The following is a 15729-nucleotide window of genomic DNA, read 5'->3' on the forward strand; positions in this document are numbered from 1 at the left end:
GTAAGGTGACCTGAGACGGGCTACAGAGCAAGGCCTGTAGCCGGATCGGCGTGAGGGGTAGGCGAGCGCCAGCAAAGCCCTCAGGGCACCAGCAAATCCCCCTCGCGGCAGGCTTCGTTTCCCGCCAGACGGGTCACCAGCATTCCGGCGGTGGCGAACCGTCCTCCGCTGCGGGCATACAGTCTGCCGCCAAATGCGGCGGTCAGCGGTGTAAGCTTGTCTGCTAACGGGTCGAGGATATCAGCGACCACCTCACCCGGCATAATCCACTCACCCAGGCTGCGGCGATGAAGTATCACGCCGGAGTGGGGCGCCGTGATGTATTCGCAGCCTGCCAGCGGCACGGCGGGATGCGGCAGCAGCGGCAGGGCGGGCGCTTCACCAGAAATAAACCCGCCCAGGGTAAGGGCGCTGATTATTGCATTGGCGTCTTTCTCTGCCTGCCCCGCATCCACATCCCTGACCCCTCGCAGCTCCAGCGTCACCGGCAACAGCCCGTCGGGCAGTGGAAAGCGGTCACCCAGGGTGCGCAGCAGATAGCACCAGGGTTCGCAGCAGGCCTCATCAAAAGGTTCGCCGCCCGATACCTCGGCGATCAGCTGCACCTCGCTGCCTGTATAGCGCGCCAGCGGCTCGATGGCGGGCCAGGCCTGTGGCGTGGTGTAGAGATGCGGCAGGGCTTCCCAGTCGCAGTGCAGATCAATCATCAGGTCCGCCTTACAGGCCATCTGCATCAGCGTATGACGCTGAGAGGCCAGCTCGGTGACCGGAGGGTGACTGTTGAAGTAGTCATCTATTGCCTGGCGGATTAGCAGGCGATTCTGTTCAGGATCCTGCGTAAGCCGCGGCGTCAGCTGGGCGGCAAGGGCGGGGCCGAGCGCCGGAAACTGGCGATTAAAATCCTGCCCTGACGCGGTGTCGAAGCGTCCCAGGTGTGTGCCATGCCAGTGCTGGCCGAGGGCTATCGGGTTGGCAACCGGCACCAGGGTTATCTGCGCCGCCAGCCGGTTATCGGATCCCAGCGCCAGCAGCTTCTGTTTCAGATACCAGGCCACCGCCACACCCGGCAGCTCATCGCCATGCAGCGCGGCCTGAATATAGACCTGACGGGATGAGGGGGGGCCAAAATGGTAGCTGATGATTTCACGCTGGGTTCCCAGCGAGGCGCTGAGCAGAGGGTGGTGGCGCTGTTGCATGGGTAGATTCGCTTTCAGAGGAGTGAAGAGCCGCAACCCGCAGGTGCGGCTCAGAGGCTGTTACTGTTTTACCGAGATATCAGTCGCAAAATAGCGCTTCTGGATGGTATCGAAGGTGCCGTTTTTGCGGATTTCCGCATAGGCGTTATCAATAGCGGTTTTCAATTCCGTATCGCCCTTACGCAGGCCGATGGCGGTGCCCGGACCAATAAGGGGATCCTCAACCACCGGGCCGGCCAGCGCAAAATCCTGACCCTGCGGACGCTTCAGGAAGCCAATTGCGGCCTGGGCGGCGTCGGTAAAGACCGCATCAAGACGGCCGGACACCAGATCGCTTTCCACCTGGGCCTGATCGCCGTAGGGCACCACGTTGACACCATAGGGCTGCCATTTAGCACGGGCATAGCGTTCCTGAATCGTTCCCTGCTCCACGCCAACGGTTTTACCCTTGAGCGACACGGCAGTAGGCAGCAGACCGGAGCCTTTGCGGGCAATCAGCTGGACGTGGGTGTCGTACAGCGGAACGCTAAAATCGATCTGCTTCATGCGCTCTTCAGTGATGCCCATGTCCGACAGAATGCCGTCAAACTTCCGCGCCTTCAGCGCCGGGATCATCCCGTCAAACTGATTCTCGACCCAAACGCACTTAGCCTGCATCTGTTCGCAGAGGGCGTTGCCAAGATCGATATCAAAACCGACCAGCTTGCCCTGTGGCGTCTTCGACTCAAAGGGCGGGTAGCTCGGGTCAACCGCGAAGCGAACCTGTTCAATTTTAGCCTGAGCGCCGAATGCACAACCGGCCATAATCACCAGGGCGGCCGCCTGGCGCAGACGGGTAGAAAGCGAGGATTTTGCCATAAGTCCTTTCTTATCAATAAGTTTACGCAAGTTAACAGAGTAACCGCCTCACGGCGGCCCGTGAATCGCTATTTAATAATGTTTGCCCGTTCGCAGGACGCAACGCGCTGGTAGTCCTGCACGTTAAGCACTATGGATTTTTCCAGCAGTCCGGCATTAAAAGCAATCTCAGTATTACGTTCGAAAAGCGCAGGATCGACCACCAGTTTTAGCTCTTCATGGAAGCTGAACGGCGGGATAGCGCCGAAGACGCAGCCGGTCAGACGATCCACCTCTGGCGGGCTGGCCAGTGACGCGCGCAGACCGCCTACTGCTCTGGCGACCTTGCTTAAATCCGCCTGCTCATCGGCGGGAAGGACGGCCAGCACGTACTGTTTTATGCCGTTCCCCTTGATATGACAAACCAGCGCCTTGGCACCCTGACCGACGGTTGTGCCGCGGATGGCTGCCACCTCTTCACATTTTCCGGTGGGCTCATGCTCCATCAGTGTGTAGCTGGCCTGCTGACTGTCGAGCAGGGCGGTAAGTTTCTCGAAAGTGCTCATCGGTCTCCCCAATGTGGAAGGCCGGTTACCCGGCCTTATCGGTGAAATTGGCTTATTTATGTCGCTGGCGCAGGTTGTTGATGACCGTGCTGAGATCCAGGTCCTGATCCTGTAGCAGCACCAGCAGATGATAAATCAGGTCGGAGGCTTCGTTGGTCAGCTCGTGACGATCGTTAACGGTAGCCGCCAGTGCCGTTTCCACACCTTCTTCGCCTACCTTCTGCGCGATACGCTTGGTGCCGCTGGCATACAGGCTGGCGGTATAGGAGCTTTTGGGATCCGCGTGCTTACGCTCTGCCAGCAGCTGCTCAAGCTGATACAGAAAGCTCCAGTCTGATGCCGCGGGGGAGAAGCAGCTGGAGGTACCAAGGTGGCAGGTTGGGCCAACAGGGTTAACCAGCAGCAGCAGCGTATCGTTATCGCAGTCCGGGGTGATACTGACCACGTTGAGGACGTTTCCTGAGGTTTCCCCCTTGGTCCACAGCCGCTGTTTGGTGCGCGACCAGAAGGTCACCTGACCGGTTTCAAGCGTTTTGCTGAGCGCCTCCTGGTTCATATAACCATGCATCAGCACTTCACCCGAGACGGCATGCTGCACGATGGCCGGCATCATGCCGTCGGTTTTGACCCAGTCCAGCTGGTCTGTCTGTTGTTGAGTTAACACGCGCGAATCTCCACACCTTTTTCAATCAGAAACTTTTTCAGCTCAGCGATATTGATAATTTGCTTATGGAATACCGAAGCCGCCAGCGCGCCGTCCACATCGGCATCGCGGAAGGCCTGGTGGAAATGTTCCATCGTGCCCGCCCCGCCAGAGGCGATTAGCGGCACGTTGCAAACCTCACGCACCTTTTGCAGCTGCACCAGGTCGTAGCCATTACGCACGCCATCCTGATTCATCATATTTAAGACGATCTCACCCGCGCCGCGCTTTTGTACTTCCTGTACCCAGTCCAGCGTCTGCCAGGTCGTGACCTGCGTACGGCGTTCATCACCGGTATACTGGTTGACCTGATACTGACCGCTCTCCGCGTCGAACCAGGTGTCAATACCCACCACAATACACTGCACGCCGAAGCGATCTGCCAGACGGGTAATCAGCTCCGGATCGGCCAGCGCCGGGGAGTTGATGGAAATCTTGTCTGCGCCGAAGGAGAGGATCTGCGCCGCGTCTTCAATCGTCTTAATGCCGCCCGCCACGCAAAACGGGATATCAATGACTTCCGCTACGCGAGAAACCCAGCTTTTATCCACCACGCGGCCATCGGACGATGCGGTAATATCATAGAAGACCAGCTCATCGGCCCCTTCCGCCGCGTAACGCTGCGCCAGCGGCACGATATCGCCAATAATTTCATGATTGCGAAACTGCACGCCTTTGACGACATGACCGTCGCGCACGTCCAGGCAGGGGATTATCCTTTTTGCCAGCATGAAATGGCCTCCGTTACGGTGAATTTATTTTCAAGCAGGGCGCGGCCAACGATGACGCCCTGTGCGCCGCTGCCGCGCAGGGCAGCAATATCGTTAAGTGAACCAATACCGCCGGAAGACTGGAAGGCAACCGACGGATAGCGGGCGGAGACTTCGCGATAGAGAGCCACGTTCGATCCGCTGAGCGTACCGTCGCGGGAGATATCGGTGCACAGTACGTGCTTCAGGCCTACCGGCTCAAACTGCCCAATCACCTCTTCAAGCGTGACGCCAGCCGCTTCCTGCCAGCCGCTGATCGCCACCTCTTTACGGTTATCGGCATTGATGCGCACGTCCAGCGCCAGCACAATAGCTTCAGCGCCGTATTCTCTGAACCAGCTCTGCACCGCTTCCGGCTCTTTTATCGCCGTTGAGCCGACCACCACGCGGGTGGCACCCGCTTCCAGCAGCGCGTCAACGTCACTACGGCTGCGGATACCGCCGCCCACCTGAACCGGTACGCTGACGCCCGCCAGCAGTTTTTTCAGCAGCGGGATCTGCCGTGCGGCGGGATCCTTCGCGCCGGTCAGATCCACCAGGTGCAGCACGCTGGCCCCTTCGGCCTCGTATGCCTGCAGGCGCGGCAGGGGATCGCTGCCGTAGTCGCGCTGCTGGCCGTAGTCGCCCTGATGCAGACGCACGACCTTGCCCTCAATCAAATCTAATGCGGGAATAATCATGCCGGTTACATCTCCAGGAAGTTTTTCAGCAGCTGAGCCCCGGCGGCCCCGGAGCGCTCCGGGTGGAACTGCACGCCGAAGAAGTTATCTTTCTGCACGGCGGCGCTGAAGGCTTCGCCGTAGCTACACTGTGCGATAGTCCAGGCATTCACCGGCATGGCATAGCTGTGCACAAAGTAGAAATAGGCGCCCTCAGGAATGTCGCGGAAAAGATGATTACCGGCCTGGGCGGTGATCTGGTTCCAGCCCATATGCGGCAGCGGCAGGCCGTGATCGGTCATACGGTTAACCGGCTGGTCGATAATGCCTAGCGTCGTGATGCCGCCGGTTTCATCGCTTTGTGAACCCAGCAGCTGCATGCCGAGGCAGATGCCCAGCACGGGCTGGGTGCAGGCTTTGATCAGGTCGATCAGCTCACGCTCGCGCAGTTGATCCATGGCCGCGCGGGCGGTGCCGACGCCGGGCAGCAGCAGCTTATCCGCCTGCAGGACGATATCGGCCTCGCGGCTGACCTGCGGCTCGTAGCCCAGCCGCTCCAGCGCCCATTTTACCGAGGAGAGATTGGCGCAGCCGGTATCCAGAATGACTACGTTCATTACAGCACTCCTTTTGAGCTGGGAAGCGTGTTGCCTTCAACGCGGATCGCCTGACGCAGCGTACGCCCAAAGGCCTTAAACAGACTCTCAACGCGGTGATGGTCGTTCTTACCTTTGGTACGCAGATGCAGGGTGCTGGCCATGGAGTAGGAGAGCGAACGGAAAAAGTGCTCCACCATTTCGGTGCTCAAATCGCCCACGCGCTGATAGTTGAATTCGGCCTTATATTCCAGATGCGGACGCCCGGAGATGTCCAGCGCGCAGCGGGCCAGGCATTCGTCCATCGGCAGCACAAAGCCAAAGCGGCCAATGCCGCGCTTGTCGCCCAGCGCTTTTAACAGCGCCTCACCCAGCGCCAGCCCGGTATCCTCAACCGTATGGTGATCGTCAATATAGAGGTCGCCTTTCACCTCCACGTTCATGCGGAAGCCGCCGTGGGTCGCAATCTGATCCAGCATGTGGTCGAAGAAGCCTACGCCGGTATTGAAGCGGCTGTTGCCCTCACGGTCCAGCCAGACTTCCACTTTAATCTGCGTCTCTTTGGTATTCCGCTCCACGCAGGCATGGCGATCGCGCTGGGTTAATTGCTGGGCGATCGCGGGCCAGGTGAGGCCGCTGGCGGAGTAGAGCAGGCCGCCGATAGCCATATTGCTGGCCAGTTCCATATCGGTGGCACGATCGCCGATGACATAGCTGTTGGCGGCGTCGAGCCGAACCGATTCCAGCCAGGGAGCGACAAGGCGGGTTTTTGGCTTGCGGCAGTCGCAGCCTTCATCAGGCATATGTGGACAGATCAGGACCTCTTCAAACGCCACGCCCTGCGATTGCAGTATCTGCATCATCAGGTTATGCGGGCCATCAAAATCCGCCTGTGGGAAGCTCTCGCTGCCCAGACCGTCCTGGTTGGTGATCATCACCAGCGAAAAGCCCGCGCTCTGTAGCGCCAGCAGGGCGGGGATGACGCCCGGCTCAAAGGCCAGCTTGTCCATGCTGTCCACCTGAAAATCTTCCGGTGGCTCAGAAATAATGGTGCCGTCACGATCGATAAAAAGGACTTTCTGACTCATGCTTGCTCCCTGGAAGCGGCGGTACCCGGTAAATTTCTTAGCGCGGCGATCACGCGGTTGCACTCCTCACGGGTGCCGATAGTAATGCGCAGGCAGCCGGAAAGGCCGGGCTGCCGGGACTGGTCACGCAGGATAATGCCCTGTTCCCACAGGGTTTTGAAGGCCTGGCTGGTGGCGGTAAAGCGGGCCAGTACGTAGTTGGTATTACTGGTGAAGACCGCTTCCACGCAGTCACAGCGGCGCAGCTGGTCGATCAGCTCGTCGCGGGTGGCGACCAGATCGCTAACGTGCTGTTTCATCAGCGCCACGCCCTGTTCGCTCAGCGCCTGGGCCGCGATGTCGGCTACCGGGGTTGAGAGTGGATAGGGGGCAATCACCTTCATCAGCAGGGTAATCACTTCGGCATTCGCCAGGGTAAAGCCGCAGCGCAGCCCGGCCAGCGCGAACGCTTTTGACAGCGTACGCAGTACCACCAGGTGCGGGTAGTCTTTCAGCCAGCCCGCGACGGAGGCCGACGGACAGAATTCAATATAGGCTTCATCAGCGACGACCAGCGCTTTGCCCCGCGTCATCTCCAGAAGCTGGCGCAGATCGTCCGGGTTGACCAGGTTGCCGGTAGGGTTATTCGGGCTGCAAACGTAGACCACCTTCACGCCGTCCAGCCGTTCCGCGATGGCGGGCAGGTTTAGCTGCCAGTCCTCGCGGGCTTCTACCGTACGGACTTCCACGCCAATGGTTTCCGCGCTGACGGCATACATCCCGTAGGTGGGCGGGCAGAAGAGTACCGCATCCTGACCCGGCTCGCAGAAGGCACGGATCACCAGCTCAATACCCTCATCGGCTCCGCGGCAGACCAGCACCTGATCCGTGGCCAGGCCGGCATAGCGGGCGTAACGTTCAATAACCTGCTTTGGCTGACACTCTGGGTAGCGGTTCAGCGTATTCTGGCTGAGCTCAAAAGGCACCGCCAGCGGGTACTCATTGGCATTTAGCCAGACGTCGCCGTTGCCGCCAAGGCGTCGCGCGGAAAGATAAGGCGTCAGCGCACGCACGTTCGCTCGGGCAAGTTCTTCTATAGAGGTGCTCACGGTTTCTCCTTTAGCGCGGCAACGCGCAGCGTAACGGCATTTTTATGGGCGGTCAGCTGTTCTGCCGCAGCCAGAATCTCAATGGTCGGCGCCAGGTTTAAAAACCCCTGCGGCGTCAGCTCCTGCACCGTCATGCGTTTCTGAAAATCTGCCAGGCCCAGGCTTGAGCAGGTGGCGGTATAGCCATAGGTCGGCAGCACATGGTTAGTGCCGGACGCATAGTCTCCGGCTGACTCCGGCGACCAGTCGCCGAGGAACACCGATCCGGCGCTGGTGATGCCGTCTACCAGTTCGCGCGCCTGCCGCGTCTGAATAATCAGGTGTTCCGGCCCATAGCGATTGCTGATCTCCACGCACTGCGCCAGGTCAGCGGCGACAATCAGGCGGCTGCTCTCCAGCGCCTTACGGGCCGTCTCTGCTCGGGGCAGGGCAGAGAGCTGCTTTTCGACCGCCTGCGCCACCGCTGTTGCCATCTGCGGTGAGGGCGTCAGCAGGATCACCTGCGAATCCGCCCCGTGCTCAGCCTGCGAAAGCAGGTCGGAGGCGACAAAATCCGGCGTCGCCTGCTCGTCGGCAATTACCAGCACCTCTGACGGTCCGGCCGGCATATCAATCGCCGCCCCGTCCAGCCGCTGGCTGACCTGCCGTTTGGCTTCAGTCACATAAGCATTGCCCGGCCCGAAGATTTTGTCCACCTGCGGCACGGAGGCGGTGCCAAATGCCATGGCGGCAATAGCCTGTGCGCCGCCGACCTGAAACACTTCCTGCACACCGCAGAGCTTAGCGGCATAAAGGATTTCATCGGCAATCGGCGGTGGTGAACAGAGCACCACGCGCCCACATCCTGCAATCCGCGCCGGCGTGGCCAGCATCAGCACGGTAGAGAACAGCGGCGCCGACCCGCCGGGGATATAGAGGCCGACGGAGGCCAGCGGGCGGGTGACCTGCTGGCAGCGCACGCCCGTTTGGGTTTCGATATCTACCTTTGGCAGGATCTGCGCCTGGTGGAAGGTATTGATATTCCTCACGGCAACGGCCATTGCCTGTTTGAGCGCATCGCTGAGCCGATCGGCTGCGGCATCCATCTCCGCCCCGGAGACGCGCAGTATATCTGGCTGGGCTTTATCAAAGGCCGCGCTGTAAAAACGCAGCGCCTCGTCCCCCTGAGCTTTTACCCGGTCGAGGATCTCGCGCACGGTATGAGTAATATTTTCTGCGGCAAAGAGTGCCGGGCGCGCCAGCAGCGCCTGCTGCTCATCCGCGCTACAGGCCTGCCAGTCAATGGGCGTCGCGAAATTAGCCATGGTTACTCCATCATCTTCTCAATAGGAAGCACGAGGATAGAACTGGCACCCAGCGCTTTTAGTTTTTCCATGGTTTCCCAGAACAGGGTTTCGCTGCTGACCATGTGCATGGCCACGCGGCTCTTATCGCCCGCCAGCGGCAGCACGGTAGGGCGCTCTGCGCCCGGCAGCAGCGAGATGATGTCATCCAGGCGTTCGCTCGGCGCATGCAGCATGATGTATTTAGATTCACGCGCCTGAATCACCCCCTGAATACGGGTCATCAGCTTATCGATTAGCGCCTGCTTCGCGGCGGGCATCTCGCCATCGCGCTGGATCAGGCAGGCTTTGGAGCGGTAAATCACCTCGACCTCACGCAGGCCGTTGGCCTCCAGCGTCGCGCCAGTAGAGACCAGGTCGCAGATGGCATCGGCCAGTCCGGCGCGCGGGGCCACTTCTACTGAGCCATTCAGCAGGCAGGATTTGAAGGCCACGTTCTGTTTATCGAGGTATTTTTTCAGCAGGTGCGGATAGGAGGTGGCGATCCGGGAGTTTTGTAAACACTGCGGGCCACTGTACTCATCGTCAACCGGCATCGCCAGCGACAGGCGACAGCCACCGAAATCAAGGCGGCGCAGGGTAAAATAGCGGGGATCTTCACCCTGCGCACGGCGGGTCAGCAGCTCCTCTTCCAGCACGTTTTCACCGATGATCCCCAGGTCAACCACGCCGTCCATCACCAGGCCGGGAATATCGTCGTCGCGTACGCGCAGGATATCTATGGGCATGTTCTCGGCGAAGGCGATCAGCCGCTGCTGCTGAAGGTTAATTTTAATGCCACAGCGGGAAAGCAGTTCGCGTGAATCATCGCTCAAACGGCCAGATTTCTGCATAGCTATGCGTAAACGGGTGTTATCTAACATCGGTAATTATCCTCATATCCTGTCTGCTGCTGCCTGCGGTTATCGCCAGTTCATCTCTTCTGACCCGGATGACGCCCATAAAAAAAGCCCCCGGGAGAGGATCTTCCGGGGGCTTCTCTTGCGTTCTGCACCACTGGAAGATCCTGAATGTCTTCCAGCACACATCGCCTGAAAGACTAGTCAGGGTGATGGTGATGATGGTGAGTAAACTGAACGCGTGTCATAAATTATCCTGGATGAATGTATATTCATTTCGTGTCCATTAACCTAACCAGGATAAACGCCTCGCGCAACCCTTTTTTGTCAACGGCGAAAAGATTTGCTCAACAACTGAATATTGTCAGCGGGCGCGGGCTGGCGTAATTTTAAGGAATGATATGGATGACTTCTGGAGTCACAGGATGAAGAGAGTAGCGATAGCAGGTTTAGGCTGGTTAGGTATGCCGCTGGGATTGGCATTAACCGCGCGTGGCTGGCAGGTCACCGGCAGTAAAACAACCCAGGACGGCGTTGATGCGGCCCGCATGTGCGGCATCGACAGCTACCTGTTGCAGCTGACGCCCGATCTGCTGTGTGATGCTGAGGATCTCGATGCGTTAATGAAGGTTGATGCGCTGGTGATTACGCTGCCCGCCAGCCGCACCGCCGCAGGGGGAGAGGGCTATCTGCTCGCGGTGCAGCAGATCGTTGATACCGCGCTGGCCTATGCTGTTCCCAGGATTATCTTCACCAGCTCAACGTCGGTTTACGGCGGCAGCGCCGGAGTGAAGAAGGAGAGCAGCCCGCTTATGCCAGTGACGGATGCGGGCAAAACGCTGAGAGAGCTGGAAGACTGGCTGCATCAGCTCCCCGGTACCTCGGTTGATATTCTGCGGCTTTCCGGGCTGGTGGGGCCAGACCGCCATCCGGGCCGCTTTCTGGCGGGTAAAACCAATCTGGCCGACGGGCAGCACGGCGTTAACCTGGTACATCTGGATGACGTTATCGAAGCCATTACCCTGCTGCTGCAGACGCCGAAGGGCGGGCACATTTACAACCTGAGTGCGCCCGCGCATCCTGCCCGCAGCGAATTTTACCCGCTGGTGGCGCGCCAGCTTGGCCTGACGCCGCCAACCTTCCTGCCGGAGACCGACAGCGATGCGGGGAAAATCATCGACGGCAGTAAGATTTGCCACGAGCTGGGGTTTGATTATGCCTGGCCCGATCCGTTGAAAATGCCTTTAAACTAAACTAAATAAGTTAAGAACCAAAGGTTCTTAACTTATTTAAGTTACTTAATAAAAAGATTTTTAATTAACTGGTGAAAGTGTGCATTTAAAGTAGCGTTCAGATTCAAGTTGATTTTATAAATATTTAGCCCTTCCCTTAGCGAAAATAACATCTAATACTTAATTTAGGCTTATAAACAGGCTGACGTAATATTTTCTTTACAAAATAATCCAATGCAAGTAAAATATTGTCAGGCTTTATTCAGATGATGTAACTATTTATGAATTTACATACTCGCTTCTCTTTTGAAATCGTTTTATTCTTTATACTTTTCATGTTCGGCTTGATCTATGTAGGGAATGCATGGAGCCCCTCTTCATATGGTGTATTTTTACAAGAACATGACCCGCAACATACAGGTGTGCTCTGGGGGAAGCCTAGGGCGATAAGATCGGATGAGTGGGCGGTAGTGACACCTCTGACTCAAGCAACAGTTAATAATAAATTTGAGAGATACAATAATACTTCATTTTATCGGGAAGATTTGAGAATCAACTATGGCTTGCCCATTTTTGATTGGGGGTTGGTATTCAAACCCACTATGTGGGGGTACCTATTCTTAAAACCGGCAATGGCTTACTCATTGAATTGGTATCTGATATTTGTTCTCTTTATTGTCGGCTATTTCAAGCTATTTAATTCAATTGGTATGGAACGCCTTTTGAGCTTAAGTGTGAGTGTTACGCTTTATTTCAGTACTTTTAGTCAGTTTTGGTGGGATGAAAAAGGTCCAGTCATTGCATTTTTCCCATGGTTAGTTTATTTATTACTATCGAAATTAAAATTATTACCTACATTATTACTTTTTTATTGGCTAAGCGCATCCTGGCTAATCACCGATTTTTATCCACCTACAGTTATATCATTGGGCTTTGTAGGCGCAGTTCTGTTTATATGCTATGGCCAGCATTGGTTGACCATCAGAAAGTTAGTATCCTTAGCTATAACTATCATCGCTTCAGTAGTTACTACTCTATTTTACTTAAAAGAATATTTGTTAAAAACTAGTCAGACATTATATCCTGGGCATCGTAGCATTGATGGGGGTAGCCTAGCCTGGAGTGACTGGCTTTCACAGATTTTTCCTTTTTCCACCTTTGATAAAGACTTCAATGTCTTTGGTATGGCGAATATTTGTGAGGTTGGAGCAGTAGGTGTGCCATTTTTACTTATGATTTTAGTTCATATCAATTATAAAAACCCGTTAAAAAAATCTCCTACAGACAAAGAAAGGTCGAATATATACATCTGTTTAGTCGCTTTATTACTAGTTAATTTATGGATGCTTGCTCCCGTGCCATCATGGATGGGCAAGCTTTTTTTATGGGATAACGTTCATCCTGTAAGGATGAAATATGCAGCGGGCGTAATGCTTGCTATTTGTACACTAACGGTCTCGAACTATCTAAATTTCATTGTAAACATAAAAAGGTATGTAGTTTATACTGTGCTTATTTTGATTGCATGGTATCTGACAAAATTAGATTATAGCAATACTAACATCGATGCAGGTTTTTTCAAAAATATACGAGGGCTAACGAAAGATCTGTATTTTATTCCGGGTATATTAATAGCTTATATTATTATTAAATACTTTAAGCAGCAACATGTAACTTCATTTGTAATATGCTCGGCCATAGTGTCTGCCATAGTTATTGCACCATTCAACCCAATTCAATCTGCCAATGCTATTTTTTCCGATCATAAAATTATTAAAAATAAAATTGATGAATATGTTAACCCAGTCGACGGAACATTAGCCATAAATGGCTATCCGGGTGCTACATTAAATGGATTAGGTTACAAATCAGTCACCCATGTTACTGCAGTGCCGGCTCTTATGCTCTGGAAGAAATTATTCCCGAATATGAATGAAAGTGAATTTCAACATATATTTAACAGATATTCGCATATTCATTTAGCAAATACTTCTGAACCTAATTCACCACAGCCTGATGTGGTTGAAGTACCCTTTAAAAAGTTTGTGACACGATTTTATTTACCAGCAATAAATGATGGAAAAATTATTTCTTTAAGTAAGGGGGACCGTTTAAGTGGAAGTTTTGACAATCTTCCTCCTGGTGAATTAACGGGGTTTTCACCATTAATTGGTAACTACGGTAATACATCGAAAGGGGTATTGCTGGTCAAAGTCTGTAATAGTGGTGTTTGCGAGGAGGCACAGGTAGATTTGGAAAAGAGTACTGATAATGCATACGTGCCTTTATTCTTACATAAGAAATTAAAAATTTATCCTCAGGCCAGGACCACATACGAGTTCATGCTAAAAAGTAGTGCTGATACTTCTTTAGCCCTATGGAGTTCAAATACAACTAATAGTAGTATATTGTCGATAAATGATATCAATAAACAAATTAAATTAATCCCAAACCTGGAAGTTAATTATGCGCAGTGAAATACAAAGTACAGATAAGTTATTAGACAAATTGGTTTATAGGGGCAATGTGATCGCTGTCATTTTACCCTGCTATAATGAAGAGTTGGCAGTGAAAAACGTGATCACTAATTTTAGGGAGGCTCTTCCTGAGGCTGCTATCCATGTTTTTGATAACAATTCTAAAGATCAGACAATAAAGTTTGCTCAAGAATCTGGAGCAATCGTTCACAGCGTTACTCATAAAGGTAAAGGCAACGTTGTAAGACGAATGTTCGCAGACGTAGAGGCAGATATTTATGTGATGGCCGATGGCGACGATACTTATGATGCTGCATCTGCTCGTCTTCTAATAGATAAGTTACTGGATGAGCGTCTTGATATGGTTGTTGGACGTCGTGAAGAAATCGGCGAGAAAACAAGTGCTACTTATCGTTCCGGCCACAGATGGGGCAATAGAATGCTTACCGGAGCAGTGATGAGTATTTTTGGTGGGGGATTTACAGATATGCTCTCTGGCTACCGTGTTTTCTCACGCCGTTATGCAAAATCTTTCCCTGCTCTGGCTAAAGGATTCGAAACTGAAACAGAATTAACCGTTCACGCACTTGAGTTACGTATGCCATACGGAGAAATTGCAACCCCTTACGGCAAACGGCCTGAAGGATCAGAAAGTAAACTGTCGACCTACAAAGATGGATTCAAGATATTAAAAACAATCATAAATCTTTATGTTAGTGAAAGACCGTTCATGTTTTTCTCTATTGTCGCGCTTTTTCTTTGCGCATTATCATTGATTCTATTCTCCGGAGTCTTTGTAGAGTATCTGGAAACAGGTATGGTTCCACGTTTTCCGACGGCTATTCTCTCTGTAGCTTTGATGCTGGCAGGTATCATCTCGTTCTTTAGTGGATTAGTGCTTAATACGGTAACGCTTGGAAGAAATGAGACTAAACGGTTAATCTATCTTTCTATCCCTCAAACTAAACCTTCTATAAAGAAATGAAAACTTTCAAGGAGGTTGTTCTTTTTGGCATAGTAGGAACTCTGGGGTTTATAATTGATGCTGGCGTTCTATATTTTCTTAAGTCTATTGTAGGACTTTATGTGGGACGTGTAGTTTCGTTTATCTGCGCAGTTATTATAACATGGTTTTTTAACCGGAATTTCACTTTTAAAGAAGTAAAAAGTAAAAGAAACCCTGTTGTTGAATTGTTGAATTACGCCTCATTAATGTTGATCGGTGGTTTTTTCAATATAGGGGTATACTATATAATGATTCACCAAAGCGTGCTGGTTAAAAATATACCGCTTATAGGTGTTGCTGTTGGTAGTATTGTTGGTATGTTTGTGAATTTCATTAGTAGTAGGTTAATGTTTTACTCTCAAAAAAAATAAAACATTTAATAATAAACCCTATGAAGAGAGATTCTTTCTAATAATTAAATTTAGGTCTGTGCCATTTCCAGCCTCATCAATCAGGTCATAATCATGATAAAGTTTCTTAAACTATCACATGAGAAATTCTTTTTAATAACATTCTTTATTGTGGGGGTTTTTTATGTGTGCAATTGCTGGAGTCCTTCATCTTATGGTGTGTTTCTTAAGCAGTTTGATCCCTATAATACAGGCCTGATTTGGGGGACGCCAAGGGATATCCGCTCGGATGAATGGGGTGTTGTTACGCCTTTGATCCAGGCAACTGTGAATAACAAATATGAAAGATATAATAAAACATCATTCTATGACGAAGATTTACGTATTAACTATGCTCTCCCTATACATGACTGGGGATTAATATTTAAACCAACTATGTTGGGTTATACTTTTTTGACCCCGGCACATGCATATTCTTTACAATGGTATCTTGTGTTTTTTATTTTTATTTTTGGCTATTTTAAGCTATTGAAACGCATTGGCATGCCCGCTGTGGTTTCATTGAGTCTTGCTTTTACGCTTTATTTCTCAGGGTTTAGCCAATTCTGGTGGGATGAGAAGGGGCCGTTATTTTCGTTTTTTCCATGGATAGTTCTTATTTTATTATCTAAGTTGTCTGTTCCAAAAAAAACCTTTATCTATTATTGGCTGGCAACATCATGGATGATAACGGATTTCTACCCTCCGATAATTATTTCCTTAGGTTTTGTTGGCGCATTAATTTATCTGGCTTATGAAAAAAACATTCTTGATGCTAAAAAAATAATTGCTTTAATTATTTCGACTGCGTGCGCTGTGGCTACGGCTCTTTTTTATTTAAAAGATTACTTGGTAATCCTCCCCTTTTTAACGGAGGCGATAAGTAGAATCAAGTCATGCGTTGAATATGCTGCATCGGCGTGTAGCCATTTAATGCCAT

Annotated in this window: 17 protein-coding genes and 1 other annotated feature; of the genes, 5 read left to right on the forward strand and 12 right to left on the reverse strand. The window is 52.3% G+C overall.

Going from position 1 to position 15729, the window contains the following annotated elements; genetic code table 11:
- Positions 1–80: 80 nt before the first annotated feature.
- The 12 genes from ACLRGG_RS19550 to hisL form a co-directional block, all read right to left on the reverse strand.
- Entirely contained in the window at positions 81–1196 is a 1116-nt protein-coding gene (locus ACLRGG_RS19550; protein ID WP_416251327.1) for a succinylglutamate desuccinylase/aspartoacylase family protein, read from the reverse strand.
- A gap of 60 nt (positions 1197–1256) precedes the next feature.
- The gene (locus tag ACLRGG_RS19555) at positions 1257–2054 is read right to left on the reverse strand and encodes an ABC transporter substrate-binding protein (RefSeq protein WP_416251328.1); all 798 of its coding nucleotides are present in this window, start codon (positions 2052–2054) and stop codon (positions 1257–1259) included.
- Between the two features lie 68 nt (positions 2055–2122).
- The gene (locus tag ACLRGG_RS19560) at positions 2123–2599 is read right to left on the reverse strand and encodes a YbaK/prolyl-tRNA synthetase associated domain-containing protein (RefSeq protein ID WP_416251329.1); all 477 of its coding nucleotides are present in this window, start codon (positions 2597–2599) and stop codon (positions 2123–2125) included.
- A gap of 52 nt (positions 2600–2651) precedes the next feature.
- A complete protein-coding gene (hisIE, locus tag ACLRGG_RS19565) occupies positions 2652–3263 on the reverse strand; it encodes a bifunctional phosphoribosyl-AMP cyclohydrolase/phosphoribosyl-ATP diphosphatase HisIE (RefSeq protein ID WP_416251330.1) in 612 nt (203 codons plus the stop codon).
- Positions 3257–4033, reverse strand: coding sequence for an imidazole glycerol phosphate synthase subunit HisF (gene hisF / locus ACLRGG_RS19570; protein WP_416251331.1), 777 nt, complete (start codon positions 4031–4033; stop codon positions 3257–3259). Before hisF ends, hisIE begins: the two co-directional genes overlap by 7 nt.
- Positions 4015–4752 carry a 1-(5-phosphoribosyl)-5-[(5-phosphoribosylamino)methylideneamino]imidazole-4-carboxamide isomerase gene (gene hisA, locus ACLRGG_RS19575; RefSeq protein WP_416251332.1) on the reverse strand — a complete coding sequence of 246 codons (738 nt, stop codon included), beginning with the start codon at positions 4750–4752 and terminating at the stop codon, positions 4015–4017. The genes hisF and hisA overlap by 19 nt, the downstream gene beginning before the upstream one ends.
- 5 nt (positions 4753–4757) lie before the next feature.
- Positions 4758–5348 (reverse strand): imidazole glycerol phosphate synthase subunit HisH, encoded by a 591-nt coding sequence (gene hisH / locus ACLRGG_RS19580; RefSeq protein ID WP_416251333.1) that lies wholly within the window; start codon positions 5346–5348, stop codon positions 4758–4760.
- Positions 5348–6415 carry a bifunctional histidinol-phosphatase/imidazoleglycerol-phosphate dehydratase HisB gene (gene hisB / locus ACLRGG_RS19585; protein ID WP_416251334.1) on the reverse strand — a complete coding sequence of 356 codons (1068 nt, stop codon included), beginning with the start codon at positions 6413–6415 and terminating at the stop codon, positions 5348–5350. Before hisB ends, hisH begins: the two co-directional genes overlap by 1 nt.
- Positions 6412–7503 (reverse strand): histidinol-phosphate transaminase, encoded by a 1092-nt coding sequence (gene hisC, locus ACLRGG_RS19590; protein ID WP_416251335.1) that lies wholly within the window; start codon positions 7501–7503, stop codon positions 6412–6414. Before hisC ends, hisB begins: the two co-directional genes overlap by 4 nt.
- The gene (gene hisD / locus ACLRGG_RS19595) at positions 7500–8807 is read right to left on the reverse strand and encodes a histidinol dehydrogenase (RefSeq protein ID WP_416251336.1); all 1308 of its coding nucleotides are present in this window, start codon (positions 8805–8807) and stop codon (positions 7500–7502) included. Before hisD ends, hisC begins: the two co-directional genes overlap by 4 nt.
- A gap of 2 nt (positions 8808–8809) precedes the next feature.
- Positions 8810–9709, reverse strand: a complete 900-nt coding sequence (gene hisG, locus ACLRGG_RS19600) for an ATP phosphoribosyltransferase (RefSeq protein WP_067708359.1) — start codon at positions 9707–9709, stop codon at positions 8810–8812.
- 79 nt (positions 9710–9788) lie between these two features.
- Positions 9789–9910 (reverse strand) — a sequence feature (His leader region).
- Positions 9886–9933: a his operon leader peptide gene (gene hisL / locus ACLRGG_RS19605; RefSeq protein ID WP_156485023.1), complete on the reverse strand. Its 48-nt coding sequence runs from the start codon at positions 9931–9933 to the stop codon at positions 9886–9888. It overlaps the preceding feature by 25 nt.
- A gap of 177 nt (positions 9934–10110) precedes the next feature.
- Between hisL and ACLRGG_RS19610 the strand changes: the two genes are divergently transcribed.
- From ACLRGG_RS19610 to ACLRGG_RS19630, 5 genes are all read left to right on the forward strand, one after another.
- A complete protein-coding gene (locus tag ACLRGG_RS19610) occupies positions 10111–10938 on the forward strand; it encodes an SDR family oxidoreductase (protein WP_416251342.1) in 828 nt (275 codons plus the stop codon).
- A gap of 260 nt (positions 10939–11198) precedes the next feature.
- On the forward strand, positions 11199–13394 hold the full coding sequence (locus tag ACLRGG_RS19615) for a DUF7657 domain-containing protein (protein ID WP_416251337.1): 2196 nt from the start codon (positions 11199–11201) through the stop codon (positions 13392–13394).
- On the forward strand, positions 13384–14379 hold the full coding sequence (locus ACLRGG_RS19620) for a glycosyltransferase family 2 protein (protein WP_416251338.1): 996 nt from the start codon (positions 13384–13386) through the stop codon (positions 14377–14379). Before ACLRGG_RS19615 ends, ACLRGG_RS19620 begins: the two co-directional genes overlap by 11 nt.
- On the forward strand, positions 14376–14771 hold the full coding sequence (locus ACLRGG_RS19625; RefSeq protein ID WP_416251339.1) for a GtrA family protein: 396 nt from the start codon (positions 14376–14378) through the stop codon (positions 14769–14771). The genes ACLRGG_RS19620 and ACLRGG_RS19625 overlap by 4 nt, the downstream gene beginning before the upstream one ends.
- 93 nt (positions 14772–14864) lie before the next feature.
- A partial coding sequence (locus ACLRGG_RS19630) for a DUF7657 domain-containing protein (protein WP_416251340.1) occupies positions 14865–15729 on the forward strand: 865 nt, incomplete at its 3' end.

Source organism: Erwinia sp. PPS120, from assembly GCF_047918655.1.
Lineage (GTDB): Bacteria > Pseudomonadota > Gammaproteobacteria > Enterobacterales > Enterobacteriaceae > Erwinia > Erwinia tasmaniensis_A.

Excerpts from the sequence above, each read along its gene's own strand:
- ACLRGG_RS19550 (WP_416251327.1), bottom strand. The coding sequence starts at position 1,196 with ATGCAACAGCGCCACCACCCTCTGCTCAGCGCCTCGCTGGGAACCCAG.
- ACLRGG_RS19625 (WP_416251339.1), top strand. The coding sequence starts at position 14,376 with ATGAAAACTTTCAAGGAGGTTGTTCTTTTTGGCATAGTAGGAACTCTG.
- ACLRGG_RS19620 (WP_416251338.1), top strand. The coding sequence starts at position 13,384 with ATGCGCAGTGAAATACAAAGTACAGATAAGTTATTAGACAAATTGGTT.
- hisG (WP_067708359.1), bottom strand. The coding sequence starts at position 9,709 with ATGTTAGATAACACCCGTTTACGCATAGCTATGCAGAAATCTGGCCGT.
- hisA (WP_416251332.1), bottom strand. The coding sequence starts at position 4,752 with ATGATTATTCCCGCATTAGATTTGATTGAGGGCAAGGTCGTGCGTCTG.
- hisF (WP_416251331.1), bottom strand. The coding sequence starts at position 4,033 with ATGCTGGCAAAAAGGATAATCCCCTGCCTGGACGTGCGCGACGGTCAT.
- hisB (WP_416251334.1), bottom strand. The coding sequence starts at position 6,415 with ATGAGTCAGAAAGTCCTTTTTATCGATCGTGACGGCACCATTATTTCT.
- hisD (WP_416251336.1), bottom strand. The coding sequence starts at position 8,807 with ATGGCTAATTTCGCGACGCCCATTGACTGGCAGGCCTGTAGCGCGGAT.
- ACLRGG_RS19610 (WP_416251342.1), top strand. The coding sequence starts at position 10,111 with ATGAAGAGAGTAGCGATAGCAGGTTTAGGCTGGTTAGGTATGCCGCTG.
- ACLRGG_RS19615 (WP_416251337.1), top strand. The coding sequence starts at position 11,199 with ATGAATTTACATACTCGCTTCTCTTTTGAAATCGTTTTATTCTTTATA.
- hisH (WP_416251333.1), bottom strand. The coding sequence starts at position 5,348 with ATGAACGTAGTCATTCTGGATACCGGCTGCGCCAATCTCTCCTCGGTA.
- ACLRGG_RS19555 (WP_416251328.1), bottom strand. The coding sequence starts at position 2,054 with ATGGCAAAATCCTCGCTTTCTACCCGTCTGCGCCAGGCGGCCGCCCTG.
- ACLRGG_RS19560 (WP_416251329.1), bottom strand. The coding sequence starts at position 2,599 with ATGAGCACTTTCGAGAAACTTACCGCCCTGCTCGACAGTCAGCAGGCC.